Here is a 24,205-nt window from a genome sequence, read left to right as displayed (position 1 = left end):
CCGCTTGGATTGGTGCGGGGTAACGGCGACGCGGCGGGGCGGTTCCCGGCTCGCAACCGGCATGACGCGTTGCGCGAACCTTATCGCGCGCGGTGATGACCCAGGAGCTGAGAGATCAGCTGGATGAGCTGAGAGATGCCCCCAGACATGATCGTGACGCGATCACCCGCCAAGCTTCCGTTCACCGTACCGGCGCATAGAGCTGGCCGACGGTTACACAGGTGGTTGACGGCCGCGCGCCGGCATCTCCAGAACGACATCGCCGACGCGGGTAGTCCCGTCAGTGGAGACAGGATGATCGAGCACATCAACAAGCAGCGTGTGCGCAGGCTGCTCGAGGCCCATGCCGCCGGTGATTTCGACAGCGTGCTGGCGCATTGCACCGACGACCTCGAGCACTTCGCGTCCGCGCCGATCGACATCTTTCCCCATCTCGGCGGCCGCCGGGGCAAGGCCGAGGTGCGGCAGATGTGGGAGACCGCGCGCAGCCGCTATGCCGACGTCCGGCATGAGATCAAGACCATGATCTGCGAAGGCGACCAGGTCGCCGTCGATCTCCGCATCTTCCTGCGCAAGCGCGACAACGACCGCATCGTGCAGTACGACCTCGCGGCGTTCTATACGCTGCGCGACGGCCGCGTCGCCCGCATCCGCGAGATCATGGACACCTACGACCTGGTGCAGCAGGTGCTCGAATGCGATCTCAGCCGGCTGCTGATCGCGGGTGCCGCCCGGCCCTGAGGCCGGCACGGCCGTCGCGGACTAGCGCCCGGACCGGCCGATCACGCAAACGTCACCGACGGCGGCCTCATTGCCTTGAACCTGTGGCCCCGGCTCCGCACCCCATCAGCGGTGGTATACGGGGCATTGGTGACATGAGAATAGCATTCCTGGCGATGGCCGGACTGGTGATGGGCGTCGTCGGCGGCGCGACGATCGGCATCGGGCTGGGGCTGGCCTGGATCGAGCTGTTCAACACCAGCGAATTCGAAGGCTATGCGGGCATGCTGGTGTTCTTCACCTTCATGCCGCTCGGCGCCCTGATCGGCGGTCTCGCCGGCGCCACCCTGTTCGGCCTGGCCGCCTTCCGAGAGCACGAGGTCGCGATCGCGCAGCAGCGGTTGCAGCACGAAGGACGCTGACGGCCCCGGCGCCCGCGCGCGGGACCGGTAGCGGCGCGCATTTGTGCAATGCAAAAACAACCGTTGCGCGCGCAGGTGGTTGATTTATGTGAGGCGTAAGAGAGATAGATTCGGCGCCCCGGCGCGACGTCGTTTCGACGTCGCCTCAAGGCCGGCGCGCCCCCTCGCAAGCCAGTTCAGGATCCCGACCCGATGACGGAGCACAGCCTCTGGCGTCTGTCGCGCGCATTGCATGGCGCGATCAACGACCGCCATTTCGACGATTTCGCCGCGCTTCTCGACGACGACATCGACTGGGCCATCTACGGCCCGATCGACATGTTTCCCTTCCTCGGCGCCCGGCACGGCCGCGCCGCCGTGCTCGACGCCGTCAGGCAGATCGCCGAGCATGTGAGCATCCGGCGGATCGAGCGCGAGACCCTGATGCTGGACGAGACCAGCGCGGCGACCATGGTCCGCTGCGCGATGACGGCGCAGGATTCCGACAAGCCGATCACGGCGCGGCTCGCGCAATTCATGCAATTCCGCGCCGGCAAGCTCGCCCGGCTGCGGATCCTGATCGATACGTTCGACCTGGTCGAGCAGACGCTCGGCCGCCCGATCGACCTGCCGCGCATCGGCAGCTTCGCCTGAGCCGCCCTGCCTGTTGGATTGTGGTCACAGTCACCGGCAACCCAACACATCGTGACTGGCGCAGCCATAATTTTGCGCCAAGATTCCACCATATTCCGGCACACAGGTTCGGGCGGCGGGGGTTGCTCTCATGACATCGTATGGTTGCGCGCTGGCGGTTTTCACGGCCGGCTTCGGGCTTCTTGCGTCCGCCGCCGATGCCCAGTCGCTGATGCAGGCGCCGCAGCCGCTGCAGATCGCGCCGTGGCAGCAGATCGCGCCGGAGCCCGAGGACGAGGACAAGTCCGAGGACCAGGTGGCGGCAGCCGACCCGATGCAGGACATCGACGTCGAGAAGCTCGACTGGAGCCAGCTCGCGATCGACGACACCACCTTTCTCGACCGTCCCGAGGCCGCTGCCGCGGCGAAGCGCAAGGCCGCCGCCGAGAAGGCCGCCGCGCTCGACTGGTCGAACCAGAACAAGGGCAGCCTTGCCTCGGGCGTGTCGGTCAAGCAGTCGGTGTCGCCGTTCTGGGACGCCCGCGTCGGTGCCGACATGACGGTCTCGCGGCAGCCGACCACGATGTCGGAATTGCTGGCGGAGAAGGCCGAGAACGGCGGCAATGCTCCGGAGTCCGGCGGCTCGGCCTGGGCGGCCGTCACCGCGCCGGGTGCCGGCGCGATCTGGGACAAGACCGCCATCGAGGCCCGCGTCGATCCCGGCTCGGATCAGAGCCGGCTCGGCACCACCATCACCAAGGCGGTGCCGATCGATCACTACAATCTGACCCTGCAGAACGGCTATAACGTCACCCAGCAGGGCATGGTGCCGATTCCCGGCGCGGCGCCGAAGACCAGCCGCAGCTTCGACACCGAGCAGTCCGCCAGGCTCTCCATCGGCGACACCGGCACCAGCGTCACCGCAGGACAGACCTTGTCGTCGGGCGACGACAAATGGCTGCGCAAGGTCGGCGCCGAGCAGAAGCTGTCGGATGGTCTCAGCGTATCCGGCTCGGTCAGCGAGACCGCGCAGGGCGGCACCAGCAAGAGCATCTCGGCCGGCTTCAAACGGAGCTGGTGACGTTCACCATTGCGGCAGCCCGCCACGAATGATCGAACGATCGCCGCAGCTTCGCCGCGGTGCGGCCCAATTTGGCCGCACTGATAGGCTTTGAGAAGTTCGTCGTGCGGGGACACCGCGCTCGCTTGAACGCGAAATGAGGAAATAGCCGATGAATGTCATTCGTCCGGACAAGATCGATGGAACTGAAGCCGAGCTGGATACGGATCTGGCCGCGGTCTCCGAAGTCGAGGCCGGCATTCGTGATTTCGTCCGTAACGATATCGCCTATCTGCGCCGCCCCAATGCGGCCGCCACGGCCGAGGCCTCGATCGACGCCGATGCAGCGGTGAACAGCGTCACCACGCTGATCCAGCGCGTCGCCGGCACCTCGCTGTCGGAGATCGAGAACCTGATCGGGGAGCTCGAGAGCCTGCGCGAGCTGCTGCATGCCGAGGGCCAGCGGGTGCAGCGCGAGATCGCGAGCTATGCGCAGCTCAGCCAGGCGGCGATGAAGTCGACCCGGGCCATCGCCGAGAACGTGACGCAGTGGAAGCGCGCCGCCGACGGCCTGCGCAGCAGCTGATCGTTCTTTCCGGACCTTGAAGCGGACCGCCGTGCGAGCCATCGCGCGGCGGTTTTCGTCTTTGCAGCGCCACGTCCTTGAACGCGCCGCGGCCCTCCCGCGACCAACTCCCGCCGCTCTCGCGGCGGGCAGGTTGCGTCAGGGGGGTGTCGCTTTCATGGAAACGATCCGGCCAGACAACACCGATCCGATTCCCCTGAGGCCTGAGCCTCAGCGGATCGGGATCATCATGGTCCGCTTCGTCGGATTGCTGCTGGTGGCCATGGCGGTCATGGTGCTCATCTGGAGCCGCTAGACCGCCTCTGCGAACAGGACCGCCCGGTCCGTTCTGGTTAACGAGTAGTTAAGCCGTCACTCGTTGATCGTCGCAGACGTCTCGAGCGAATACGAGCCGTCGGCATAGCCCTTCACGACCATTCCCGTCGCGAGCATCACCGCGAGCGTCACGCTGGCAAAGATAAAGCCGAGGAGTTTCAGACCACCGCGATCTGCCATACTCATCCCCCACATCCTGATCCCTGATTGGCTGTCTTATAGAGTCCGAGTTCAGAATGCGTTAGCGCGAACTTCGTTCCGTGCCGACAATCCTACGAAGCGTGACCTTTTCGCCTCAACCGTTGTTCCGCCTCGGGACAAAGGCCGACGCAAGCACCGAGAACACCAGCTCGCCGCGCTGATTGATGCCGGTGTTGCGCGCTTGCAGGATGCCCCATTCGGGGCGCGAGGCCGACTCGCGAAGCGAATCAATCTCGCTCGAGAAGCTGATCGTATCGCCTGCAAGCACCGGCTTGTGCCAGCGCAGCTCACGAAAGCCGGGAGAAGGACCTCCGAGAACGACCGGCTCGCCGCGCGAGCGCGCGATCTCCAGGAGACGCTGGTTGTCTGCGACGATCAGCTTCATGCAGACGGAGCCGACGTGCCATCCCGATGCCGCGAGCCCGCCGAACAGCGATCGGCGCCCCTCTTCCTCGTCGAGGTGAAAGCGTTGCGGATCGAATTGAACGGCGAAGCGCTTAATCTCATCGGCCGTGAACGTGTAGGAGCCGAGCTCGCGGCGCTGGCCAACCTGAAGATCCTCGAAGAAGCGCATCAGCCCACCTGCTCGCGGCTCTCGCGGCGCTCGACGATGATCGGAGAGACCATCTCGCAAAGTCTCAAGCCCGCCTCGTTGCGCACGCTGCACTTGAAGGTGACGATCCCCGTCGACGGACGGCTCCGCGACACCCGCGCTTCCAGAACCTCCACATCGAGCATCAGCTCATCGTCAGGACGCAACGGCGACAACCACCTGACCTCGTTGACGCCCGGCGAGCCGAGCGAGGCGGTGCGGCCGATGAAGCCGTCGAACATCATGCGCATCATCAGCGAGCAGAGGTGCCAGCCCGAGCCGGACAGGCCCTTGAGCATCGACTGCGAGGCGGCCAGTTCGTCCAGATGCATCGGCTGCGGATCAAACTCAGACGCGAAGGCGATGATCTCATCGCGGGTGACGTGTCGCGGGCCGAAGCTGCCGAACGGGCCTTGCGGAAAATCTTCGAAGGTGAGGGTCATGAGGTTGGGAATGGCTGAAAGAAGCCCGATTGTGGCCGCACTTTGCAGCAATCACAACCGGGCCGCTCGCATGGCTGACGCCCGGTCCAGTCGCAAGAGAGTGCCAGAAGGCGCCATATACCGGAATGAATTCGGCTGCCGCCGATGCCGTCTGGCGCGCAATTCGAGCACGACTTAAAGACGGATTTGACGACCGATTCGGACGTGGCCGGGGGATCAGGATGTTGGAATTTCGCGATTTGTTCCAGTGGGACCGCTTCATCACGCCCACCATCATCAAGACGTTCTATTGGCTCGTGATTGCGCTGATCATCCTGTCGGGAATTCGCGGCATTTTCACGGGCCTCTCCGAAATGGCGATCAGCCCGTTCGGCGGTTTCCTGATGCTGCTGTCGTCGCTCGCCGGCATCATCGTCGGCATGGTGTTCTCGCGCATCATCGCCGAGTTCGTGCTGATCGTCTTCCGCATCAACGAGCACCTCGGCGCAATCCGCGAACAGGGGCGGATGTAGCCGCCCATGCGGCCTTAGTTGTTGAAGCGGAAGTGCATCACGTCGCCATCGGCGACGACATACTCCTTGCCTTCGAGGCGCAGCTTGCCGCCCTCGCGCGCGCCAGCCTCACCGCCGAGCGCGACATAGTCGGCATAGGCAATGGTCTCAGCGCGGATGAAGCCTTTCTCGAAGTCGGTGTGAATGACGCCAGCCGCCGCCGGCGCCTTGGTGCCGCGGTGAATGGTCCAGGCGCGCGCTTCCTTCGGACCGACGGTAAAGTAGGTGATCAGGTCGAGCAGCTGATAGCCGGCGCGGATGAGCCGATCGAGACCAGCCTCTTCGAGCCCGAGCGTCTCCAGGAAATCCACCCGCTCCTCGCGCGACAGCGTCGCGATCTCGGATTCGATCTTGGCCGAGATCACGACCGCGACCGCCCCCTCTTCCTTGGCGCGCGCGAACACCGCCTGTGAGAAACTGTTGCCGTCCTTGGCCGAGCCTTCCTCGACATTGCAGACGTAGAGCACGGGCTTGGAGGTGAGCAGTCCGAGCATGCCGAAGGCGCGCTCCTCCTCGGGCTTGCGCTCCAGCAGCCGCGCCGGCTTGCCGTCGCGCAGCAGCACGAGAGCGCGGGTGACGAGCTCGTACTGCTCCTTGGCGTCCTTGTCGCCGCCCTTTGCCTTCTTGGAGAGGTTGTCGACCCGCTTCTCGAGGCTGTCGAGATCGGACAGCATCAGTTCGGTCTCGATGGTCTCGATGTCGGCGAGCGGGGCGATCTTGCCCTCGACGTGGGTGATGTCGGAATCCTCGAAACAACGCACCACATGGGCGATCGCATCGACCTCGCGGATATTGGCGAGGAACTGGTTGCCGAGTCCTTCACCCTTGGAGGCACCGCGCACCAGGCCGGCGATGTCGACGAACGTCAGCCGCGTCGGAATGATCTGACCGGACTTGGCGATCGCCGCGAGCTTTTCCAGCCGCGGATCGGGAACGGCGACCTCGCCGACGTTCGGCTCGATGGTGCAGAACGGATAGTTCGCCGCCTGCGCGGCCGCCGTCTCCGTCAGCGCGTTGAACAGCGTCGACTTGCCGACGTTGGGCAACCCGACGATCCCGCATTTGAATCCCATGACCCGTCCCGCATCCTTTCGGACAACGCCCGAAGCGCTCACGCGGCGCCGGCGTCGCCCTTGTCCAGAAAACCTTTGGCCTGCAGCGCCAGATGCACCTTGTTGGCGAAGGTGGAGTCGCGCTTGCCGGTCAACAATTCAGCATTGTCGGCCACCGCCTCGCACAACGCCTCGACCCACGGCATGTCGGACTTGGCGAAGTCCGACAGCACGTGCCCATGCACCAGCTCCTTGACGCCGGGATGGCCGATGCCGAGCCGGACGCGGCGGTAGTCGTTGCCCAGATGCGCCGAGATCGAACGCAGTCCGTTATGACCAGCAATGCCACCGCCGACCTTCACGCGCAGCTTGCCCGGTTGCAGTTCGAGCTCGTCCTGAAACACGGTGACGTCGCCGACGCCGAGCTTGAAGAAGCTGGCCGCTTCCTGCACCGCGCGGCCGGATTCGTTCATATAGGTGGTCGGCTTCAGGAGAATGACGCGCTCGGAGTCGAGTGTGCCTTCGGACGTCTCGCCTTGAAACCTGCGCCGCCACGGCGAGAAGCGGTGACGCCGCGCGATCTCGTCAACGGCCATGAAGCCGATATTGTGCCGGTTGCGCGCATATTTCGCGCCGGGATTGCCGAGGCCGACAAACAGCAGCATGACGCGGCATCCGCACCCGCCGTCGCTTCGGGAAGCACGGGACCCGCCCGCGCTTCCCAGAAGCGGAACGGCTTACTTCTTCTTGTCGCCGCCAGCCGGCGCCTTGGCCGCGGCCGCGGGAGCCTTCGCAGCGGCAGCCGGAGCAGCAGCGGCGGGAGCCGCGGCAGCGCCAGCAGCAGCCTTCTGCTCCTCGCCATAGCCCGACGGCGGCACGATGGTGACGAGCGTCGCGTCGTCGCGCGACAGCGTCTTCACGCCAGTCGGCAGCTTGACGTCGGAGATGTGCAGCGAGTGGTTGATCTCGAGCGCGCTGACGTCGGCCTCGATGAACTGCGGGATGTTCTCCGCGAGGCACTCGAGGTCGAGCGTGTGGGTCACGATGTTGACGGTGCCACCGCGCTTGACGCCCGGCGCGCCTTCCGAGCCCACCACGTGCAGCGGCACGCTGACGCGAATGGTCGCGCCCTGGCCGAGCCGCATGAAGTCGACGTGGATCGGGAAGTCCTTGACCGGATCGAGATGGAAGTCGCGCGGGATCACCCGGTGCTTCTTGCCGTCGAGGGTGACGTCGAAGATCGTGGTCAGAAACCGGCCTGCGAGGATGCGCTGGCGCAGCTCGCGGTCTTCCACCGAGATCGGCAGCGGGGGCTGGTTGTCTCCATAAATCACTCCGGGCACTCTCCCGGCGCGACGCTCTGCCCGTGCGGCCCCCTTGCCGACTGACGGACGGGCGGTCGCCTTCAGTTCTCTGACGGTCGCCATCGTGTTAAGTCCTTGTTTTAAAAAGTTAAAGGCCGCGATGCGGCCCGTTGCTGGACGTCCTTCGGCAAGCCTCCAGGGGTGCGGGGGCCGCGGACGTGGCGGCGTTCTAGCGGCAAACCCGGGAAATGACAAGGAAATGAAGGGACCGGCGGCCCCTTCATCCCACCAACTCTCCGGAGGTATTTCGCGCGCGGGTCAGCCGTCCGCGCTGCCGGCGCCCGGCGGCGTGCCGGCCGCGCCACCCAGCTTGGCCTCCAGCGCCGCGATCCGCGCCTTCAGCGCCTCGTTCTCCTCGCGGGCGAGCCGGGCCATGTCCTTGACCGCCTCGAACTCCTCGCGCTTCACGATGTCCAGATCGTTCAGGATCTTTTCCGCCTGGTTGCGGATGACGGAATCGACCTCCCGCTTCATGCCCTGGGCGGCACCTGCGGCATCGTTCATCAGGCGGCCGAGTTCGTCGAAAAACCGGTTGTTGGTCTGAGTCATGTGAGAAACTCCGCGTCCCGCGACGAGCACGATGATGGAAGACAGAATGGCGATCCCTGTCGCCGCCCGCAAGATGGGCCGTCTTGTCATGCCTTGGTTTCCTTGTCATCGTACTTGTTGCGCCGGCCCGCGGCGCTGGTATGAGCAGCCCTGAGATCACATCGCGCCGCGCCCGTTCATGTGGCGGAGCTCGTTCGAAGCCCGCATCGCCCGCGGGCTTCCGGAAGCGGGACGCCGTGCCCACGAAAGCCAGTGAATGACGCCTCTCCTCATCGATTTCCCCGTGTTCGATCCGGTTGCGATCGCCATCGGCCCGTTCGCGATCCGCTGGTACGCGCTGGCCTATATCTGCGGCATCGTCATCGGCTGGCTCTACGCGCGCTCGCTGCTCAAGAAAGAGCGGCTGTGGGGCGGCCCGGCGCCGGTGTCGCTGGTCCAGCTCGACGACTTCATCCTGTGGGTCACGATCGGCATCATCCTCGGCGGCCGCACCGGTTACGTGCTGTTCTACAACCTGCCGTTCTTCATCGAGCACCCGCTGGAGATCTTCCAACTGTGGAACGGCGGCATGTCGTTTCATGGCGGCTTCATGGGCTGTGTGCTCGCCGTGATCTGGTTCGCCCGCCGCAACGGCCTGCCGATCATCTCGCTCGGCGACGTCACCACCGCGGTCGCGCCCATCGGCCTGCTGCTCGGCCGCATCGCCAATTTCATCAATGGTGAGCTGTGGGGCCGTGCCGCCGATGCAAGCGTTCCCTGGGCGATGATCTTCCCGCGCGATCCGACCCACCTCCCGCGCCATCCGAGCCAGCTCTACGAGGCCGGCCTCGAAGGCATCGTGCTGTTCATCGTGCTGGCGATCATGATCCGGTTCGGCGCGCTGAAACGGCCCGGCCTGATCCTCGGCAGCTTCATCACCCTCTACGGCGTGGCGCGCATCACCAGCGAGCTGTTCCGCGAGCCCGACAAGCAATTGGGCTTTCTCTGGGGTGGCCTGACCATGGGCATGGTGCTGTCGGTGCCGATGCTGATCATCGGCGCCATCCTGGTGGCGCGGGCGCTCCGCAGGCCTGAGAGTCGTCAAGCCACTCCCCCGCTGCAGGCCAATCCGTGATCGAAACCTCTCCGCTCCACACCGAGATCAAGCGGCTGATCAAGGCATCCGGCCCGATGCCGGTCTGGCGCTACATGGAGCTGTGCCTGATGCATCCGGAGCACGGCTACTACGTCTCGCGCGATCCGCTCGGACGCGAGGGCGACTTCACCACCGCCCCCGAAGTGAGCCAGATGTTCGGCGAGCTGCTCGGGCTGTGGGCGGCCTCGATCTGGAAGGCGACGGGATCGCCGCAGCAATTCCGGCTGATCGAGCTGGGACCCGGCCGCGGCACCATGATGTCGGATGCCCTGCGGGCGCTGCGCGTGCTGCCGCCGCTGTACCAGACGATCTCGGTCCACCTGGTCGAGGTCAATCCTGTCCTGCGCGAAAAGCAGAAGGCGACGCTGACCGGCCTGCGCAACATCAACTGGCACGAGAGCTTCGACGAGGTGCCGGAGGGCCCCAGCGTCATCTTCGCCAACGAGTATTTCGACGTGCTGCCGATCCACCAGATGATCAGGCGCGAAACCGGCTGGCACGAGCGCGTGGTCGAGCTCGACGAGGAGGAGAACTTCGTCTACGGCGCGGCCGCGGATCCAACGCCCGGCTTCGAGCTGCTGCTGCCGCCGCTGGTGCGCGCCGCGCCGGCCGGCGCGATCTTCGAATGGCGGCCGAACATGGAAATGATGGCCATCGCCAGGCGCATCCGCGACCAGCGCGGCGCCGCCGTCATCATCGATTACGGCCATGTGCGCAGCGACGTCGGCGACACCTTCCAGGCCATCGCCCGTCATAGCTTCGCCGATCCCCTGAAGACACCGGGGCTTGCCGACATCACCGCCCATGTCGATTTCGACGCGCTGGCGCGGGCCGCGGAAGCCGTCGGCGCGCGCGTTCACGGCCCGGTCACGCAGGGCGAGTTCCTGCAGCGGCTCGGCATCGAAACCCGCGCGCTGACCCTGATGCAGAAGGCCTCGCCGGAAGTCTCGGAGGACATCGCGAGCGGGCTGAAGCGCCTGACCGGCGGCGGCCGCGGCGGAATGGGGTCGCTGTTCAAGGTGCTCGGCATCTCCGATCCGGCCATTCCGGTGCTGGCGGGCATCAGCGACGAGCACACCAACGAGAAGACGGGAGGCGCGTGATGCTGGTATCATCGGATGTGATGTCCGCGGTCCCTGGCCTGCGCCACGCCTTCTTCACCCGCGAGGGCGGCGTCTCCGACGGCATCTATGCCGGCCTCAATGGCGGGCTCGGATCGCATGACGTGCCGGAGAAGGTCCGGGAAAACCGCCGCCGCATGGCCGCCCATCTCGGCGTCGCGCCCGACCAGTTCCTCAGCCTGCACCAGATCCATTCGCCCGACGTCGTGGTTGCGACCGGGCCCTGGGACAGCCCCGTCAGGCCGAAGGCCGATGCGCTGGTGACCGCGACGCCGAATCTCGCGATCGGCGTCACCACGGCCGATTGCGGGCCGATCCTGTTCGTCGACCCGCATAAGCGCGTCATCGGCGCGGCGCATGCCGGCTGGAAAGGTGCGCTCACCGGCGTGCTCGAAGCCACGCTGCAGGCGATGGAGGAACTCGGCGCAGAGCGCGGCCGGATCATTGCCGCGATCGGCCCCCTGATCCGCCAGCCGAGCTACGAGGTCGGCGCCGAGTTCGTCACGCGCTTCCTCGACGACGACGCCGAGCACGCGCGCTTCTTCCTGCCGTCGGCGCGCGACGGCCACGCGATGTTCGACCTGGCCGGCTTCATCCGGATGCGGCTGGAAAACGCCGGCGTGCTGCTGATCGACGATATCGGCCTCGACACCTATGTCGACGAGCGCTTCTTCAGTTACCGCCGCTCGGTCCATCGCAACGAGCCGGACTATGGCCGGCACGTCCATGCCATCATGCTCGAAGGCTGAAGCTGGGCGCGATTGTGGCCGCATGTGGATTGCTTAACCCTTTCTGTACAACTGAATGCACTCTGTCCCAATCTGTGGCAGCCGCGACCTAGACGTTAATCGATTTTAACGATATCGCTCCCGACGATGAGGGGAGCGCCGACACCACTTCGACGGATCAGCCGCGCTGCGCAGCACGCCTGCGTTGCCGTTTTGCTGATCACGTCCGCTGCAGCGCTCGGCGGCTGCGCGACCAGCGGTGGTCCGTCCAACGCCTACGCGATGGCGCCTGCATCGGATAACGCGACGATCGCCTTCGAGCAGATCGACGGCCCGCCGCCGCAAATCTTCGACCGCATGGTCAGCGTGCTCGACAGCGAGTCCAAGCTGCGCAGCCTCGCCATCGTGTCGCGCGAGGCCCCTGCAGCGTATCGTGTCCGCACCTATCTCTCCGCCCAGGTCGTCGGCGGCAAGGGCGTGATCGCCTGGGTGTTCGACGTCTACGATCGCAATCAGCAGCGCGCGCTGCGGCTGTCGGGCGAAGAGCCGGTCGGACGCGGCGGCCGCGATCCGTGGAACAATGTCGACGACATGGTGCTTCGGAAAATCGCGCAGGCCGGCTTCAGCGGACTTTCGAACATGCTGAACGGCACCGCGCCCGTCGACGGCGCGCCCCCGGTGGCACCGGCCACCCGCGGCCCTGCGGTCGCCGTGGCCGAGCCCGCATCGCCGGCGTCCGGCGGCACCAGCGTCGCGGCCCTCGGCTACACCGACCGTTAGGCAAGGAGGCGCATTTTGCGCCGTTTTTGACCGGGAAAAACAGCCGTTTGACCGGGAAAAACACTTGCGGCGGGTTGCCATGCGCGCGGTGTCCTTGATATCACCTCGCCCGTGCAAAACTGCCGGTTCCATGGATCGCCCGATATGCTGAACAAGGTCTCCAGCGAGACGCGAGGAGAATTCACGATGTCGGCCAAGAACGGCTCCATCAAACTCGTCGCCGGCAACTCCAATCCGGCTCTCGCCGCCGGCATCGCCGCTGAGCTCGGGCTGCCGCTGACGAAGGCGGTGGTTCGGCGCTTCGCCGACATGGAGATCTTCGTCGAGATCCAGGAGAACGTCCGCGGCTCCGACGTCTTCATCATTCAATCGACGTCCTATCCGGCGAACGACCTGCTGATGGAGCTCCTGATCATCACCGATGCGCTGCGCCGCGCCTCCGCGCGCCGCATCACCGCCGTGGTGCCCTATTTCGGCTATGCGCGGCAGGATCGAAAATCTGCCTCGCGCACGCCGATCTCGGCCAAGCTCGTCGCCAACCTGATCACCCATGCCGGCGTCGACCGCGTCATGACGCTCGACCTGCATGCCTTGCAGATCCAGGGCTTTTTCGACATCCCGGCCGACAATCTCTATGCTTCGCCGCTGATGGTGCGCGACATCAAGGATCGGTTCGATCTCTCCAACCTCATGGTCGTATCGCCCGACGTCGGCGGCGTGGCGCGCGCGCGTGGCCTCGCCAAGCGCATCAACACGCCGCTCGCCATCGTCGACAAGCGCCGCGAGCGTCCCGGCGAGTCCGAGGTCATGAACGTGATCGGCGAAGTCTCCGGCCACACCTGCATCCTTGTCGATGACATCGTCGACTCCGGCGGCACCCTGGTGAACGCGGCCGATGCGCTTCTCAAGCACGGCGCCAAGGACGTCTACGCCTACATCACCCACGGCGTGCTCTCCGGTGGAGCGGCGAGCCGCATCACCTCCTCGCGCCTGAAGGAGCTCGTCATCACTGACTCCATCATGCCGACCGAAGCCGTCCGCAACGCGCCGAACATCCGCACGTTGCCGATCGCGCCGCTGATCGCCGAGGCGATCGGGCGAACCGCTGCCGAAGAGTCGGTGTCGAGCCTGTTCGACTGATATCGTCTCTCGTACGGCAAGAACGTCATCATCAAATTCCACTGTCATTCCCCGCGAAAGCGGGGAATCCAGTACGCCGCGGCGCCTCGATCAATCACAGCCATCTCCCTTTACTGGATCGCCCGGTCCCGTCTTCGCCTTCGGCTTTGACGCGGCCAAGAGCACTTTGGGCGCGCCGCAGCTTCAGCGAAGGCGGCAAGCCGGGCGATGACGCTGGTGTTTGGGCAAAGGGCCTGCCCCACACTCCCGTCATTGCGAGGAGCGCAGCGACGAAGCAATCCAGACTGCCTCCTCTGAAGGATCCTGGATTGCTTCTCTCCGCTCGCAATGACGCCTGTGGTATCTTTCATCAGGACAATATCCGACAGGCCTTCCGCATAAGCCTCCGCGATCTCGCGGCGCGTGTTGCGTCCGAGCTTTGATCACAGCATCGCCCTCTTGGTGGAGGGCGCAAGGAAGGCCGGGCGCTGGCCGCGCCCGTGGCCCGCCTGCGAAAAAAATGCAGGCGGCAGGTACCACAGGTCTGGCCGAACACACCCGGCCCTCCCTGCGCGATGGCTTTACGGCTGCTTCGCAGTCTCCCCGGTGCACCGGGCTTTCTGGCCACCGTTGCCCGCGCGGCGCGTGAGCGCCGGCACAGGCGTGACACCAGCGTCGGGGTGTCAGGACCGTGCGACTTGACCGTGCGTGCCGGATCGTTCGTCGGCGCGGCATCCGCCACGCTGCGACCCGACCCGCCCATCGCATTCCGCTGCCGACGTCCGTGACGACCGCGATACGTCCCCTTCCGACGCAACGGAACGAGCGGGACCATACTGCTGATTTTGCGAAACCTCCAGCGATTTATTTTTATCCGAAGGGCTGGACAGGATTTGCGGAGAGAAGCGTGATTTGGGCGACGGGCACGCGCTGGACCGAACGGACACTGACGCGGAGAGACGCGGCGGATTACGGCTTCGCCTAATCCGCCCTACGCTCAAACCCGTAGGGCGGATTAGCGCAGCGTAATCCGCCGTTGTCCAGCGCGAGAGTTTCAAGACAGCCTGATCCGGTCAACGCTCGCCGTAAGTCCCGTTCACATCGACATCGCCAGCCCAATCTGCGGAAATACTCCTTCACGCACGTCTCGGTGGAAGGACGAATGCGGCCAGTCCTCCACTCGACTTACCAGGCGAATGCTTCACCGGATTGATGTAACAATACTCCACGTGCCGGGCATAATCTTCCTCGTCGCGAATGAGATGCTCCCAAAACCGGCGCTGCCAGATGCCGCGTTCCTGGTTCGCTATCCGAGCGGCGCTGAGGTACTCCGTCTTTGGAAGCGCTCGTGCGAAACGGCTTTTGATCAAGCGCCAACGCGTTGAAAAATCCGCATCTTCGGGAGGCAAAGTCCAGACCGCATGAAGATGATCCGGCATGACGACGAAGGCATCGATTTCGAATGGAAAACGGCGCCTGGTAGCGGCGACGGCAGACCGCAGGACGTCGATGTGCTCGATCAGCAGAGCTTGACGTCGGTCGAGAAGGTTCACGGTGAAGAACCAGGATCCGCCCGGAACGAATGCGCGTCGATAGTTGGGCATGGAGCATGGTCCGCGTCGAGATGACCGACGTAAGCCTACTCGCTGAGGATGTATGGATTCAAGATTTGCGGCGGATTACGGCTTCGCCTAATCCGCCCTACGCTCAAAACCCGTAGGGCGGATTAGCGCAGCGTAATCCGCCGATCAGCCCAACGCCTTGCACAGCTCGTCCCGTTCGGCCAAAACATCCCCTACGACGCCAAGGACAACAACAAGAACACACACCGAGCCCCGCCCCTCCATGTTCAGCGCCATCGAACGCCCCGCGGCCCCGCCGCCCGGCCTCGGCCAGATCATCAGCGATTTCGGCCCGCTGTATGCCTCGCACGGCTTCATCGGCTGGCTGTTCGCGATTACCGGGCCGGTCGCCATCATCCTGTCGGTCGGCGCCAATGGCGGGCTGTCGCAGGAGATCGCGTCGTGGATCTTCGGCGTGTTCTTCATCAACGGGCTGATCACGCTTGCGCTGTCGTGGCGCTATCGCGAGCCGTTGGTGCTGTTCTGGACCATTCCGGGCACCGTCCTGGTCGGCCAGTCGCTGACGCATCTGAGCTTCCCGCAGGTGGTCGGCGCCTTCTACGGCACCGCGCTGTTGATGCTGGTGCTCGGGCTCACCGGCTGGGTCAAGCGCGCGATGCAACTGGTGCCGATGCCGATCGTGATGGGCATGGTCGCTGGCGTATTCCTGCGCTTCGGCCTCGATCTCGTCCGCGCCGTGTTCACCGACTTCGCCATCGCCGGGCCGATGGTCGTGCTCTGGCTGCTGCTGACCGCACTCCCTGCGCTGGGCCGGCGCTGCCCGCCGATCATCGGCGCGCTCGTCGTCGGCACGCTCGCGGCTCTCCTGTTCGGCAAGTATGATCAGAATGCCTCGCTGCAGATCGCGCTGATCCATCCGGTGATCCCGACGCCATCCTGGTCGCTCGCGGCCATGATCGAGCTGATCGTGCCGCTCGCGGTCACCGTGCTGGTGGTGCAGAACGGCCAGGGCTTTGCGGTGCTGACCGCTGCCGGCCACAAGCCGCCGGTCAATGTGGTGACCGTCGCCTGTGGCATCGGCTCGGCGCTCGCGGCGATGGTGGGCGGCGTGTCGACCTGCCTGACCGGACCGACCAACGCCATCGTCGTCTCCGGCGGCGAGCGCAAGCGCCACTATACCGCGGCGATGGTCGTCGGCGTGCTGGCGCTCGGCTTCGGCCTGCTGGCGCCGACCTTCACCACGCTGCTGCTGATCGCGCCGAAATCATTGATCACCGCGCTGGCGGGCCTCGCCATGCTGCGCGTGCTGCAGACCGCGTTCGTGACCGCGTTCAGGACCAACTTCTCCCTCGGCGCGCTGATCGCCTTCCTCGTCACCGTGGCCGACGTGCCCCTGCTCAATATCGGCGCGGCGTTCTGGGGACTCGTGGCAGGCTTTGCAATCTCGTGGCTGCTGGAGCGGGCGGATTTCACCGCCGCATCGGGCGCATAACGGATTGCCGCGGCGCACCACGCGCTGTCGTCGCATCCCCAGCCGAACGGGCACCATGCTGTTGCAGCGTCGCTGGATCGCGCTACACTTCACGACCAAACAAAAAGTCTTCTGGGAGGATATGATGACCGCGATCACGCGCCGCAACATGCTTGCGGGTACGGCAGCAGCAGGCGCGCTTGCGCTTACCGGCCAGCCCGCCTGGTCGGAGCCGCAGTGGAAGAAATATGCCGGCACCAGGCTCGAGGTGATCCTCGCCAAGGGGCCGCGCGGCGACAATCTGCAGAAGAACATCAAGGAATTCACCGCACTGACCGGCATCGAGGTGGAATCCGAGCAAATCCCGGAGCAGCAGCAGCGGCAGAAGGTCGTGATCGAACTGTCGTCGGGCAAGCCGAGCTTCGACGTCGTCCATCTCAGCTATCACGTGCAGAAGCGGCAGTTCGAGAAGGCCGGCTGGCTCGCCGACATCACCGACATGATGAAGGATCCGAACCTCACCGCGCCGGACCTCGTGCAGAGCGATTTCTCCGCCGCCGGCCTGAGTTACGCCAGCAACGACAAGGGCCGCATGTTCTCGCTGCCGTGGTCGGTGGACTACTTCATCCTCTACTACAACAAGGAGCTGTTCGCGAAGAAGGGCGTCGAGGTGCCGAAGACGCTCGACGAGATGGTCACGGCGGCACAGAAGCTCACTGATGCCAAGGACGGCACGTTCGGCTTCGTCGGTCGCGGCCTGCGCAACGCCAACATGACGTTGTGGACGAACTTCTTCCTCAACTATGGCGGCGAGTTCCTGGACGCCAAGGGCAACATCCTGACCGACGGCCCGGAAGCCATCGAGGCCACCAAGCTGTACCAGAAGCTGCTGACGACCTGCGCGCCTCCGGGCGTGGCCGGCTTCAACTGGATGGAGTCGATGGCCTCGTTCACGCAAGGGCGCTCGGCGATGTGGATCGACGGCGTCGGCTGGGCGCCGCCGCTTGAGGACCCCAACGCCTCGCGCATCGTCGGCAAGGTCGGCTACACCGTGGTGCCCGCCGGACCGAAGGGACAGTACTCGGCGACCTATGGCGACGGCATCGGCATCGCGGCGGCGAGCAAGAACAAGGAAGCCGCCTGGCTGCTGTGCCAGTGGCTGGTCTCGAAGCCGCAGGGCGCCCGCCTGGTGCAGGCCGGCGGCGGCGTGCCGTTCCGCAACTCGGTGCTCAACGACCCCGGGGTCCAGGGCGGCGTGAAGATGCCGAAGGAGTGGCTGCAGTCGGCGATCGACTCCGGCAAGATCAGCAAGCTCGGCCTGCCCGTGATCATCCCGGTCGCCGAATTCCGCGATCTCGTCGGCGCGGCGCTGACCGCCACGCTGTCGGGCGCCGATCCCGCGACCGAGCTGAAGAAGGCGCACGAGCAGTTCCGCCCGATCCTGGAGCGCAGCGAGAAAGCGTGAGCACGATCGTCGAACAGGCCGGCGCGGCGGCGGAGGCCGCTGCGCCGGAACGTGCGTTGCGGCCGCCGTCGTACTGGCCGTTCGTGGTCCCGGCGCTGGTGACCGTGCTCGCGGTCATCATCTTTCCCTGGCTGTTCACGATCTGGATGAGCTTCCAGGAGTGGAAGGTCGGTTCGCCCACGACTTTCGTCTGGCTGTCGAACTATGCCCGGCTGCCGGCCGACCCGCGCTTCGTCGAGTCGGTGGGACACACGCTGTCCTACACGGCGCTCTCCGTGCTGCTGCCGCTGGTGCTCGGCACCTTCGCGGCGGTGATCTTCCATGCGCGTTTCCCCGGACGCGGGCTGTTGCGCGCGCTGTTCATCATGCCGATGATGGCGACACCGGTCGCGATCGCGCTGGTGTGGACGATGATGTTCCACCCGCAGCTCGGCATCCTGAACTATCTCTTGTCGCTCGTCGGCCTGCCGCCGCAGCTCTGGGTGTTCCATCCGGCCACCGTGATTCCGTCGCTGGTGCTGGTCGAGACCTGGCAATGGACGCCGCTGGTGATGCTGATCGTGCTCGGCGGCATCGCCTCGCTGCCGACCGAACCTTACGAGAGCGCACAGATCGACGGCGCCAGCACCTGGCAGATGTTCCGCTACATCACCCTGCCGCTGATCATGCCGTTCCTGTTCATCGCCGCGATGATCCGCGCCATCGACGCGATCAAGAGCTTCGACATCATCTTCGCGATCACGCAAGGCGGGCCCGGCTCGGCGTCGGAGACCATCAACCTCTATCTCTACAGCGTCGCCTTCGTCTATTACGACCTCGGCTATGCCTCGGCGATCGCGGTGGTGTTCTTCGCGCTGATCGTGGCGCTGACCGCACTGTTGCTGGTGCTGCGCCGGCGCGCGCAGTGGAATGCGCTGGGGAGCGACACATGAGCGCGCAGACCATCCTCGGCCGGCTCGCCCTTGCGCTCGGCGTATTCCTCATCGTCTCCCCGGCGATCCTGTTCTTCCTCTGGATGATCTCGCTGTCGGTGAAGTTCGAGGTCGACAACGCCGCCTATCCGCCGGTGTTCTGGCCGGAGCATTTCGCCTGGAAGAACTATGCCGACGTGCTGTCGTCCAACCGCTTCTTCACCTACTTCAGGAACAGCCTGCTGGTGACCGGCGGCGCGACGGCGCTGGCGATGCTGGTCGGCGTGCCCGCCGGCTACGGCATCGCCCGCATGGCCGCGCACAAATCGGCGATCGTGATCCTGATCGCGCGCATCACGCCGGGCCTGTCCTATCTGATCCCGCTGTTCCTCTTGTTCCAGTGGCTCGGCCTGCTCGGCACGCTGTGGCCGCAGATCATCATCCATCTCGTCGTCACCGTGCCGATCGTGATCTGGATCATGATCGGCTATTTCGAGACCACGCCGATTGAGCTCGAGGAAGCCGCACGTATCGATGGCGCGACGCGCTGGCAGATTTTCCGTCACGTGGCATTGCCGGTGGCGAAGCCCGGCCTCGCCGTCGCCTTCATCCTCGCGGTGATCTTCTCCTGGAATAATTTCGTGTTCGGCATCGTGCTGGCCGGGCGCGAGACCCGCACCCTGCCGGTCGCGGTCTACAACATGATCTCGTTCGATCAGCTCTCCTGGGGGCCGCTCGCGGCGGCCGCGCTGATCGTGACCCTGCCGGTGCTGCTGCTGACCGTGTTCGCGCAGCGGCAGATCGTGGCCGGCCTGACGGCGGGTGCGGTCAAGGGCGGCTGACGGGTATAATGCATACCAAAGAGAACCGCGACGGAATGCCAAACTTGCCTTGGTCAGGCCATAGTCTGCCACTTGGTTACCTGCGTGGAACCGGGATTCGCCCCGCGCCTGCGGCGCGGCGGTGACCGCGTTGACGGTTTCATCTCGTCTCCGTGCCGGCTTCGTTCCAGCCGAATACCACTGCGCCGCACGATCGACCGGCTCCGGATTTGCGCTCCGCCCGGCCCGTCGTGCAATCCATCACCGGCTGAACGCCAGACCGACGAAAGCTGCATGACGTCCGATCGCGACGCCTCCGCGCCAGACCGATTGACTGCCCTGTTGCAGACCGAGCTGCTCGACTCGCCGCCGGAGCCGGGCTTCGATCGCGTCACCCGTTTGACCTCGCGGCTGCTGCAGGCCCCGGCGGCGATCATCGCGCTGGTGGATCGCGACCGGCAGTTCTTCAAGAGCTCGGTCGGCCTGTGCGAGCCGTGGGCGTCGCTGCGCGAGACGCCGCTCAGCCACTCCTTCTGCCAGCACGTCGTGACCTCGGCGCAGCCGCTGGTGATCAGCGACGCCAACGAGCATCCGCTGGTGAGGGACAATCTCGCGGTGCCGGTTCTCGGCGTGATCGCCTATCTCGGCGTCCCCCTGCGGCTGCCGAGCGGCGAGGTGATCGGCGCGCTCTGCGCCATCGATCACGAGCCGCGGCCGTGGAGCGACGACGACATCGCCCAGCTCACCGAGCTCAGCGAGATCGTGATGGACGAGATCGCGCTGCGCACCGAGAATGCGCGGCGGCGCACGGTCGAGCAGCATCATCGCGTGCTCGTCCATGAGCTCAATCACCGTGTCAAGAACACGCTGGCGTTGGTCGACAGCGTGATCGCGCTCAGCATCCGCGCCGATTCGGCGCTGGCCGAGTTCGGCGAGGTGCTGCGCGGCCGCATTGCCGCGCTGACGCGCAGCCACGCGCTGGCGCTGGATCGCGGCCGGGAGGCGATCGCGCTCGATGAGCTGGTCTGCGCCGAGCTGGCGCCGCTGCAAGGCGACCGTGTCGCGGTCGACGGCCCGGCCGTGCCGCTTGCGCCGGGCGTCGCGCTGTATCTGTCGATGGGGCTGCACGAGCTCGTCACCAACGCGGTGAAATACGGCGCGCTGTCGAACGATGCAGGACAGGTGACGCTGAGCTGGACCCATGCCGACGGACAGCTCAAGCTGTCCTGGGAGGAGAACGGCGGGCCGCAGGTCTCCCCACCTGCGAGCAACGGCTTCGGCTCGCTGCTGTTCGAGCGCATTCTCGGCGCCGCGCTGAAGGGCGAGGTCACGCGCGACTTCGCGCCGGATGGGCTCAGGGTCTCGTTCGACCTGCCGCTCGCGCCATGACGGAATTCAGCCGCGCTGGCCGCGCCGGCGCACCTGCGTGATCTCGGCCAGGATCGACATCGCGATCTCCTCCGGCGTGATGGCGCCGAGATCGAGCCCGGCCGGCGCCTTGACCTTGTCGAGCAGCCCGGCGTCGATGCCGTCCTTGATCAGCTTGTCGCGCAGGCTGTCCATCTTGCGGCGGCTGCCGACGAAGGCGTGGTAGGCCGCATCGCAGGCGAGCGCGGCGCGCAACGCCGCCTCGTCGCCCTTGCCTTGCGTCGACACGACCACGAAGCGGCTGCTCCCGGCCGGTTGGCCTAGCGCGAAGCCATCGATCAGCACATCGGCCTGCGGTGTCGTGACGAGATCGGACGCCGGCGCCGCCAGCGTCACGTGATAGCCGAGCGGCCGGGCCTGCGCGGCGAGCGCGACCGCGACCGGGCTCGCGCCGAGAATGACCAGCGCGGGATGCGGAAGCACCGGCTCGACGAAGATATCCATGGTGCCCTTGCTCGGGCACATGTTGGCGGCGAAGCGCACGCCTTCCTTGGTTTCGCCCGGCTTGACGCCGAGCTCGGCGAGCAGGTTCTCAGGCTGCACCGAGACCATGCGAGGGATGCCGTCGGCGAGCGCCTCACGCGCCGCCTTCAGCACCGCGCCGCGGGCGCAGCCGCCGCCGATCCAGCCCGCGACGATGCTGCCGTCGGGGCGGATGATCGCCTTGGCGCCGGCCTTCGCGGCGGTCACCGACACCGTGCGGACGACAGTGGCGAGCACGAAGCTCTCCTCGGCGGCCTTGAGCTGCGCGGCGAGATCGAGCAGTTCGACAGTTGCCGTCATGATTGCCTCCTGTGTCGTCGTGAGAGGCGCGGTGCAACCGCGAGGGCAGTCTGTTCCCTCCCCCCTTGTGGGGGAGGGCTAGGGAGGGGGGCGGCTGGCACCGGTGCCCGTGGTACCCCCCTCCCCAGCCCTCCCCCACAAGGGGGGAGGGAGCGCACTGCCGATGCCGTAGCAGAGTGCCTTATGGTCAGATCGATCAGGCTATTCGCCATCCTCACAACCTCGCCAGATACGGCTCCAGTGCGGCCAGCGAATTCAGCGTATGCGCGGGCGCGTAGAGATCGACGAACGGCAGCGCGGCCTTGATGCCGCGTGCGTCCGGCGCGTAGCCGTCCCAGCCGAGCATCGGATTGAGCCAGACGATGCGGCGGCAGCGGCGGCTCAACTGTGCCATCTCACGGCCGAGCAAGGCGGGATCACCGGTGTCGTAGCCGTCGGAGACGATCATCACGCAGGTCCGCGAATGGATGACGCGCGGCGCGTGCCAGCGATTGAAGGTCTGCAGGCTCTCGCCGATCCGCGTCCCGCCGCCGGCGCCCTGCGCCATCATCGAGAGACGGTCGAGCGCCCGCGCGGCGTCCTTCTCCTTCATGGCGTCGGAGACGTAGGCGAGCCTCGTGTGAAACAGGAAGGCCTCGGCCTCGCGAAAGGCGTCGAGCACGCCGTGGATGAAGCGCAGAAACACCGCGGTGTAGGGGCTCATCGAGCCGGAGGCGTCGAGCAGCACCACCAGCCGCAACGGCTTGTGCTTGCGTCGCCGGTGCACCAGCGCAATCGGCACGCCGCCATGGCTGATATTGCGGTGGATGGTGCGGCGCAGGTCGAGCCGCTCGCCCGACTTCCGCTGCTGATCACGCCGGGTCAATCGCGTCCGCATCGCCTTGGCGAGCCGCGCCGCGGCCTCATGCGCCAGCGCGACCTGGTCGGGATCGGCGAGCTTGCGGAAGTCGGTATCGCTGATGGCGGCGACGCGCGAGGCGCCTTCGCGCACGCCCTCGCCGCCCGCGTCGCGCGGGGTTTCGTCAGAGGGAATCTGATCGGTCGCGCCGTGAGGCTCCGGCTGAGCGGCATTCGTATCCTGCAGACTCTTCAGGGACGGGCTGTTCGCTCTCGCCGTCGAGCCGGAGACCAGTGAGCGCGAGCGCACGCGCCTGCCGAGCCAGAAGGCGTCGAACAGGCCGTCGAAGCGATCCCACTCGCTCTTGCGCGCCGAAAACAGATGCTTGAACGCCGAGCGCAGCAGGCCGGGCTTATCGGCATAGCCCGCACGCATCACTGCCGCCGCGTCCTGCCCTTCCGCCAGGCCGACCGCAAAGCCGTTGTCGCGCAGCGTCTTGAGAAACGCACCGAGACGGCCCGCGACGAGCCGCGCCACCGCGTCCATGTCCTCGTGGTCGGGTGTGGCGCCACAGCAGCTCATGCGACCTTCCCCAACAGCCGCGCCGCGACCTCGCGGGTGATGCGCGCGCGGTCCTCATGCGTCTTGAGCAGGCACATCAAGGTGTCATGCACCATCTCCGGCTGGTCCTTGAGATCGCGTACGTCGAGCCCGACCAGTGCCGCCGCCCAGTCCAGCGTCTCGGCGACGCCGGGCACCTTGCGCAGTTCCTCCTTGCGCAGGGATTCGACCATGCGCGCGATCTGCAGGGCGAGCGAGGCGGAGGCACCGTCGATCCTGGTCAGGATGATGCGCGCCTCGCGGTCGACATCGGGATAGTCGACGTAGTGGTAGAGGCAGCGCCGGCGCAGCGCATCCGATAGCTCACGGGTTCCGTTCGAGGTCAGCACCACATGCGGAATGCTGATCGCCTTGATGGTGCCGAGCTCGGGGATCGAGACCTGGAAGTCGGACAGCAGCTCCAGCAGGAACGCCTCGAACTCGTCGTCGGCGCGATCGATCTCGTCGATCAGCAGCACCGGCGGCTTGGCGCGGCGGATCGCCGCCAGCAGCGGCCGCTCGAGCAGATATTTCTCGGAGAAGATCTGATCCTCGATGGTGTCCGGCTGGCCGCGATGCGCCTCGATCGCCAGCAGCTGGCGCTGGTAGTTCCACTCGTAGAGCGCGGAGCTCTGGTCGAGGCCTTCATAGCATTGCAGACGGATCAGCTCGGTGCCGTGCACGCAGGCGAGCGCCTTGGCGACCTCGGTCTTGCCAACGCCGGCTTCCCCCTCCAGCAGCAGCGGCCGCTTCAACAGCTGCATCAGCGCGATCGCGGTCGCCAGCTCGCCGTCGGCGATATAGCCGCAGGCGGCGAGAGATCGGGCGATGTCGTCGCGGGTTTTCATACCGGTTTGTTTCTCGATCTCGCCGCGAAGTCGGTGTGTTCCCTCCCCCCTTGTGGGGGAGGGTTAGGGAGGGGGGTGCCCCGCGCGAGACTGCCGCCGGAGACCCC

At 65.9% G+C, this 24,205-nt stretch carries 27 protein-coding genes and 1 pseudogene; 17 read left to right on the top strand and 11 right to left on the bottom strand.

Annotation, left to right across the window (positions count from 1 at the left end):
• The first annotated feature begins 294 nt into the window (after nucleotides 1-294).
• The 6 genes from ACQR1F_RS20190 to ACQR1F_RS20165 all read left to right on the top strand — a co-directional run bounded on the left by ACQR1F_RS20190 (nucleotide 295) and on the right by ACQR1F_RS20165 (nucleotide 3,695).
• On the top strand, nucleotides 295-741 hold the full coding sequence (locus ACQR1F_RS20190; RefSeq protein WP_316217508.1) for a nuclear transport factor 2 family protein: 447 nt from the start codon (nucleotides 295-297) through the stop codon (nucleotides 739-741).
• 134 nt (nucleotides 742-875) lie between these two features.
• Nucleotides 876-1,142, top strand: coding sequence for a hypothetical protein (locus ACQR1F_RS20185; protein WP_315803283.1), 267 nt, complete (start codon nucleotides 876-878; stop codon nucleotides 1,140-1,142).
• 192 nt (nucleotides 1,143-1,334) lie between these two features.
• Nucleotides 1,335-1,775, top strand: coding sequence for a nuclear transport factor 2 family protein (locus ACQR1F_RS20180; RefSeq protein WP_315803282.1), 441 nt, complete (start codon nucleotides 1,335-1,337; stop codon nucleotides 1,773-1,775).
• A gap of 130 nt (nucleotides 1,776-1,905) precedes the next feature.
• Nucleotides 1,906-2,835, top strand: coding sequence for a hypothetical protein (locus ACQR1F_RS20175; RefSeq protein ID WP_434913714.1), 930 nt, complete (start codon nucleotides 1,906-1,908; stop codon nucleotides 2,833-2,835).
• A 151-nt stretch (nucleotides 2,836-2,986) separates the two neighbouring features.
• Nucleotides 2,987-3,400, top strand: coding sequence for a hypothetical protein (locus ACQR1F_RS20170; RefSeq protein WP_315714086.1), 414 nt, complete (start codon nucleotides 2,987-2,989; stop codon nucleotides 3,398-3,400).
• A 157-nt stretch (nucleotides 3,401-3,557) separates the two neighbouring features.
• Nucleotides 3,558-3,695 carry a hypothetical protein gene (locus tag ACQR1F_RS20165; RefSeq protein ID WP_315803280.1) on the top strand — a complete coding sequence of 46 codons (138 nt, stop codon included), beginning with the start codon at nucleotides 3,558-3,560 and terminating at the stop codon, nucleotides 3,693-3,695.
• A 56-nt stretch (nucleotides 3,696-3,751) separates the two neighbouring features.
• Here ACQR1F_RS20165 and ACQR1F_RS20160 read toward each other — a convergent pair whose 3' ends face one another.
• The 3 genes from ACQR1F_RS20160 to ACQR1F_RS20150 all read right to left on the bottom strand — a co-directional run bounded on the left by ACQR1F_RS20160 (nucleotide 3,752) and on the right by ACQR1F_RS20150 (nucleotide 4,951).
• Nucleotides 3,752-3,901: a hypothetical protein gene (locus ACQR1F_RS20160; RefSeq protein ID WP_315714401.1), complete on the bottom strand. Its 150-nt coding sequence runs from the start codon at nucleotides 3,899-3,901 to the stop codon at nucleotides 3,752-3,754.
• 109 nt (nucleotides 3,902-4,010) lie between these two features.
• The gene (locus ACQR1F_RS20155) at nucleotides 4,011-4,490 is read right to left on the bottom strand and encodes a MaoC family dehydratase (RefSeq protein WP_434847890.1); all 480 of its coding nucleotides are present in this window, start codon (nucleotides 4,488-4,490) and stop codon (nucleotides 4,011-4,013) included.
• Nucleotides 4,490-4,951: a MaoC family dehydratase gene (locus tag ACQR1F_RS20150; protein WP_315803278.1), complete on the bottom strand. Its 462-nt coding sequence runs from the start codon at nucleotides 4,949-4,951 to the stop codon at nucleotides 4,490-4,492. Before ACQR1F_RS20150 ends, ACQR1F_RS20155 begins: the two co-directional genes overlap by 1 nt.
• A 221-nt stretch (nucleotides 4,952-5,172) precedes the next feature.
• Here ACQR1F_RS20150 and ACQR1F_RS20145 point away from each other — a divergent pair, with 221 nt between their 5' ends.
• Entirely contained in the window at nucleotides 5,173-5,463 is a 291-nt protein-coding gene (locus ACQR1F_RS20145) for a DUF4282 domain-containing protein (RefSeq protein WP_315714083.1), read from the top strand.
• A 14-nt stretch (nucleotides 5,464-5,477) separates the two neighbouring features.
• Here ACQR1F_RS20145 and ychF read toward each other — a convergent pair whose 3' ends face one another.
• The 4 genes from ychF to ACQR1F_RS20125 all read right to left on the bottom strand — a co-directional run bounded on the left by ychF (nucleotide 5,478) and on the right by ACQR1F_RS20125 (nucleotide 8,467).
• The gene (gene ychF / locus ACQR1F_RS20140) at nucleotides 5,478-6,575 is read right to left on the bottom strand and encodes a redox-regulated ATPase YchF (RefSeq protein WP_315803277.1); all 1,098 of its coding nucleotides are present in this window, start codon (nucleotides 6,573-6,575) and stop codon (nucleotides 5,478-5,480) included.
• Nucleotides 6,576-6,613: 38 nt separating this feature from the next.
• Nucleotides 6,614-7,219 (bottom strand): aminoacyl-tRNA hydrolase, encoded by a 606-nt coding sequence (pth, locus tag ACQR1F_RS20135; protein ID WP_316177557.1) that lies wholly within the window; start codon nucleotides 7,217-7,219, stop codon nucleotides 6,614-6,616.
• A 72-nt stretch (nucleotides 7,220-7,291) separates the two neighbouring features.
• Complete coding sequence (locus ACQR1F_RS20130; RefSeq protein WP_315803275.1) at nucleotides 7,292-7,981, bottom strand: 50S ribosomal protein L25/general stress protein Ctc; 690 nt, start codon at nucleotides 7,979-7,981, stop codon at nucleotides 7,292-7,294.
• Nucleotides 7,982-8,176: 195 nt separating this feature from the next.
• The gene (locus ACQR1F_RS20125) at nucleotides 8,177-8,467 is read right to left on the bottom strand and encodes an accessory factor UbiK family protein (protein ID WP_315714079.1); all 291 of its coding nucleotides are present in this window, start codon (nucleotides 8,465-8,467) and stop codon (nucleotides 8,177-8,179) included.
• Nucleotides 8,468-8,723: 256 nt separating this feature from the next.
• On the opposite strand from ACQR1F_RS20125, the gene lgt reads away from it, so the two are divergent.
• From lgt to ACQR1F_RS20100, 5 genes are all read left to right on the top strand, one after another.
• Nucleotides 8,724-9,581 (top strand): prolipoprotein diacylglyceryl transferase, encoded by an 858-nt coding sequence (gene lgt / locus ACQR1F_RS20120; RefSeq protein ID WP_315803274.1) that lies wholly within the window; start codon nucleotides 8,724-8,726, stop codon nucleotides 9,579-9,581.
• On the top strand, nucleotides 9,578-10,705 hold the full coding sequence (locus tag ACQR1F_RS20115; protein WP_434840239.1) for a class I SAM-dependent methyltransferase: 1,128 nt from the start codon (nucleotides 9,578-9,580) through the stop codon (nucleotides 10,703-10,705). Before lgt ends, ACQR1F_RS20115 begins: the two co-directional genes overlap by 4 nt.
• Before the next feature lie 20 nt (nucleotides 10,706-10,725).
• Complete coding sequence (gene pgeF / locus ACQR1F_RS20110) at nucleotides 10,726-11,472, top strand: peptidoglycan editing factor PgeF (RefSeq protein ID WP_434913772.1); 747 nt, start codon at nucleotides 10,726-10,728, stop codon at nucleotides 11,470-11,472.
• Between the two features lie 126 nt (nucleotides 11,473-11,598).
• Nucleotides 11,599-12,231: a hypothetical protein gene (locus ACQR1F_RS20105; protein ID WP_316177552.1), complete on the top strand. Its 633-nt coding sequence runs from the start codon at nucleotides 11,599-11,601 to the stop codon at nucleotides 12,229-12,231.
• A 186-nt stretch (nucleotides 12,232-12,417) separates the two neighbouring features.
• Entirely contained in the window at nucleotides 12,418-13,371 is a 954-nt protein-coding gene (locus ACQR1F_RS20100) for a ribose-phosphate pyrophosphokinase (RefSeq protein ID WP_315803270.1), read from the top strand.
• 1,052 nt (nucleotides 13,372-14,423) lie between these two features.
• Here ACQR1F_RS20100 and ACQR1F_RS20095 read toward each other — a convergent pair.
• Nucleotides 14,424-14,954 (bottom strand): annotated as a pseudogene (locus ACQR1F_RS20095) (REP-associated tyrosine transposase).
• A 241-nt stretch (nucleotides 14,955-15,195) separates the two neighbouring features.
• Between ACQR1F_RS20095 and ACQR1F_RS20090 the strand changes: the two are divergent.
• The 5 genes from ACQR1F_RS20090 (at nucleotide 15,196) to ACQR1F_RS20070 (ending at nucleotide 20,990) form a co-directional block, all read left to right on the top strand.
• Entirely contained in the window at nucleotides 15,196-16,425 is a 1,230-nt protein-coding gene (locus tag ACQR1F_RS20090; protein WP_434913713.1) for a benzoate/H(+) symporter BenE family transporter, read from the top strand.
• 124 nt (nucleotides 16,426-16,549) lie between these two features.
• Nucleotides 16,550-17,869 (top strand): ABC transporter substrate-binding protein, encoded by a 1,320-nt coding sequence (locus tag ACQR1F_RS20085; protein WP_434913712.1) that lies wholly within the window; start codon nucleotides 16,550-16,552, stop codon nucleotides 17,867-17,869.
• A complete protein-coding gene (locus tag ACQR1F_RS20080; RefSeq protein ID WP_434913711.1) occupies nucleotides 17,866-18,801 on the top strand; it encodes a carbohydrate ABC transporter permease in 936 nt (311 codons plus the stop codon). Before ACQR1F_RS20085 ends, ACQR1F_RS20080 begins: the two co-directional genes overlap by 4 nt.
• On the top strand, nucleotides 18,798-19,622 hold the full coding sequence (locus ACQR1F_RS20075; protein WP_434840237.1) for a carbohydrate ABC transporter permease: 825 nt from the start codon (nucleotides 18,798-18,800) through the stop codon (nucleotides 19,620-19,622). The genes ACQR1F_RS20080 and ACQR1F_RS20075 overlap by 4 nt, the downstream gene beginning before the upstream one ends.
• Nucleotides 19,623-19,895: 273 nt before the next feature.
• On the top strand, nucleotides 19,896-20,990 hold the full coding sequence (locus ACQR1F_RS20070; RefSeq protein WP_434913710.1) for an HWE histidine kinase domain-containing protein: 1,095 nt from the start codon (nucleotides 19,896-19,898) through the stop codon (nucleotides 20,988-20,990).
• 6 nt (nucleotides 20,991-20,996) lie between these two features.
• Here ACQR1F_RS20070 and ACQR1F_RS20065 read toward each other — a convergent pair whose 3' ends face one another.
• The 3 genes from ACQR1F_RS20065 to ACQR1F_RS20055 form a co-directional block, all read right to left on the bottom strand.
• The gene (locus ACQR1F_RS20065) at nucleotides 20,997-21,812 is read right to left on the bottom strand and encodes an XdhC family protein (RefSeq protein ID WP_434913709.1); all 816 of its coding nucleotides are present in this window, start codon (nucleotides 21,810-21,812) and stop codon (nucleotides 20,997-20,999) included.
• Between the two features lie 214 nt (nucleotides 21,813-22,026).
• Nucleotides 22,027-23,232: a vWA domain-containing protein gene (locus tag ACQR1F_RS20060; protein ID WP_316217520.1), complete on the bottom strand. Its 1,206-nt coding sequence runs from the start codon at nucleotides 23,230-23,232 to the stop codon at nucleotides 22,027-22,029.
• Nucleotides 23,229-24,098: an AAA family ATPase gene (locus ACQR1F_RS20055; RefSeq protein WP_316217521.1), complete on the bottom strand. Its 870-nt coding sequence runs from the start codon at nucleotides 24,096-24,098 to the stop codon at nucleotides 23,229-23,231. Before ACQR1F_RS20055 ends, ACQR1F_RS20060 begins: the two co-directional genes overlap by 4 nt.
• Between the last annotated feature and the right edge of the window lie 107 nt (nucleotides 24,099-24,205).

This window comes from Bradyrhizobium sp. HKCCYLS3013, from assembly GCF_051167615.1.
GTDB lineage: Bacteria > Pseudomonadota > Alphaproteobacteria > Rhizobiales > Xanthobacteraceae > Bradyrhizobium.
Note: the sequence above shows the minus strand (reverse complement) of the source record. Positions and strands in the feature narration are given on the sequence as shown.

Excerpts from the sequence above, each read along its gene's own strand:
- ACQR1F_RS20065 (WP_434913709.1), bottom strand. The coding sequence starts at position 21,812 with ATGACGGCAACTGTCGAACTGCTCGATCTCGCCGCGCAGCTCAAGGCC.
- ACQR1F_RS20145 (WP_315714083.1), top strand. The coding sequence starts at position 5,173 with ATGTTGGAATTTCGCGATTTGTTCCAGTGGGACCGCTTCATCACGCCC.
- ACQR1F_RS20125 (WP_315714079.1), bottom strand. The coding sequence starts at position 8,467 with ATGACTCAGACCAACAACCGGTTTTTCGACGAACTCGGCCGCCTGATG.
- ACQR1F_RS20060 (WP_316217520.1), bottom strand. The coding sequence starts at position 23,232 with ATGAGCTGCTGTGGCGCCACACCCGACCACGAGGACATGGACGCGGTG.
- ACQR1F_RS20070 (WP_434913710.1), top strand. The coding sequence starts at position 19,896 with ATGACGTCCGATCGCGACGCCTCCGCGCCAGACCGATTGACTGCCCTG.
- ACQR1F_RS20155 (WP_434847890.1), bottom strand. The coding sequence starts at position 4,490 with ATGCGCTTCTTCGAGGATCTTCAGGTTGGCCAGCGCCGCGAGCTCGGC.
- ACQR1F_RS20190 (WP_316217508.1), top strand. The coding sequence starts at position 295 with ATGATCGAGCACATCAACAAGCAGCGTGTGCGCAGGCTGCTCGAGGCC.
- ychF (WP_315803277.1), bottom strand. The coding sequence starts at position 6,575 with ATGGGATTCAAATGCGGGATCGTCGGGTTGCCCAACGTCGGCAAGTCG.
- ACQR1F_RS20185 (WP_315803283.1), top strand. The coding sequence starts at position 876 with ATGAGAATAGCATTCCTGGCGATGGCCGGACTGGTGATGGGCGTCGTC.
- ACQR1F_RS20160 (WP_315714401.1), bottom strand. The coding sequence starts at position 3,901 with ATGAGTATGGCAGATCGCGGTGGTCTGAAACTCCTCGGCTTTATCTTT.
- ACQR1F_RS20165 (WP_315803280.1), top strand. The coding sequence starts at position 3,558 with ATGGAAACGATCCGGCCAGACAACACCGATCCGATTCCCCTGAGGCCT.
- lgt (WP_315803274.1), top strand. The coding sequence starts at position 8,724 with ATGACGCCTCTCCTCATCGATTTCCCCGTGTTCGATCCGGTTGCGATC.
- ACQR1F_RS20090 (WP_434913713.1), top strand. The coding sequence starts at position 15,196 with ATGTTCAGCGCCATCGAACGCCCCGCGGCCCCGCCGCCCGGCCTCGGC.
- ACQR1F_RS20175 (WP_434913714.1), top strand. The coding sequence starts at position 1,906 with ATGACATCGTATGGTTGCGCGCTGGCGGTTTTCACGGCCGGCTTCGGG.
- ACQR1F_RS20085 (WP_434913712.1), top strand. The coding sequence starts at position 16,550 with ATGACCGCGATCACGCGCCGCAACATGCTTGCGGGTACGGCAGCAGCA.
- ACQR1F_RS20055 (WP_316217521.1), bottom strand. The coding sequence starts at position 24,098 with ATGAAAACCCGCGACGACATCGCCCGATCTCTCGCCGCCTGCGGCTAT.
- ACQR1F_RS20100 (WP_315803270.1), top strand. The coding sequence starts at position 12,418 with ATGTCGGCCAAGAACGGCTCCATCAAACTCGTCGCCGGCAACTCCAAT.
- ACQR1F_RS20180 (WP_315803282.1), top strand. The coding sequence starts at position 1,335 with ATGACGGAGCACAGCCTCTGGCGTCTGTCGCGCGCATTGCATGGCGCG.
- ACQR1F_RS20105 (WP_316177552.1), top strand. The coding sequence starts at position 11,599 with ATGAGGGGAGCGCCGACACCACTTCGACGGATCAGCCGCGCTGCGCAG.
- pth (WP_316177557.1), bottom strand. The coding sequence starts at position 7,219 with ATGCTGCTGTTTGTCGGCCTCGGCAATCCCGGCGCGAAATATGCGCGC.
- ACQR1F_RS20150 (WP_315803278.1), bottom strand. The coding sequence starts at position 4,951 with ATGACCCTCACCTTCGAAGATTTTCCGCAAGGCCCGTTCGGCAGCTTC.
- ACQR1F_RS20170 (WP_315714086.1), top strand. The coding sequence starts at position 2,987 with ATGAATGTCATTCGTCCGGACAAGATCGATGGAACTGAAGCCGAGCTG.
- ACQR1F_RS20075 (WP_434840237.1), top strand. The coding sequence starts at position 18,798 with ATGAGCGCGCAGACCATCCTCGGCCGGCTCGCCCTTGCGCTCGGCGTA.
- ACQR1F_RS20130 (WP_315803275.1), bottom strand. The coding sequence starts at position 7,981 with ATGGCGACCGTCAGAGAACTGAAGGCGACCGCCCGTCCGTCAGTCGGC.
- pgeF (WP_434913772.1), top strand. The coding sequence starts at position 10,726 with ATGTCCGCGGTCCCTGGCCTGCGCCACGCCTTCTTCACCCGCGAGGGC.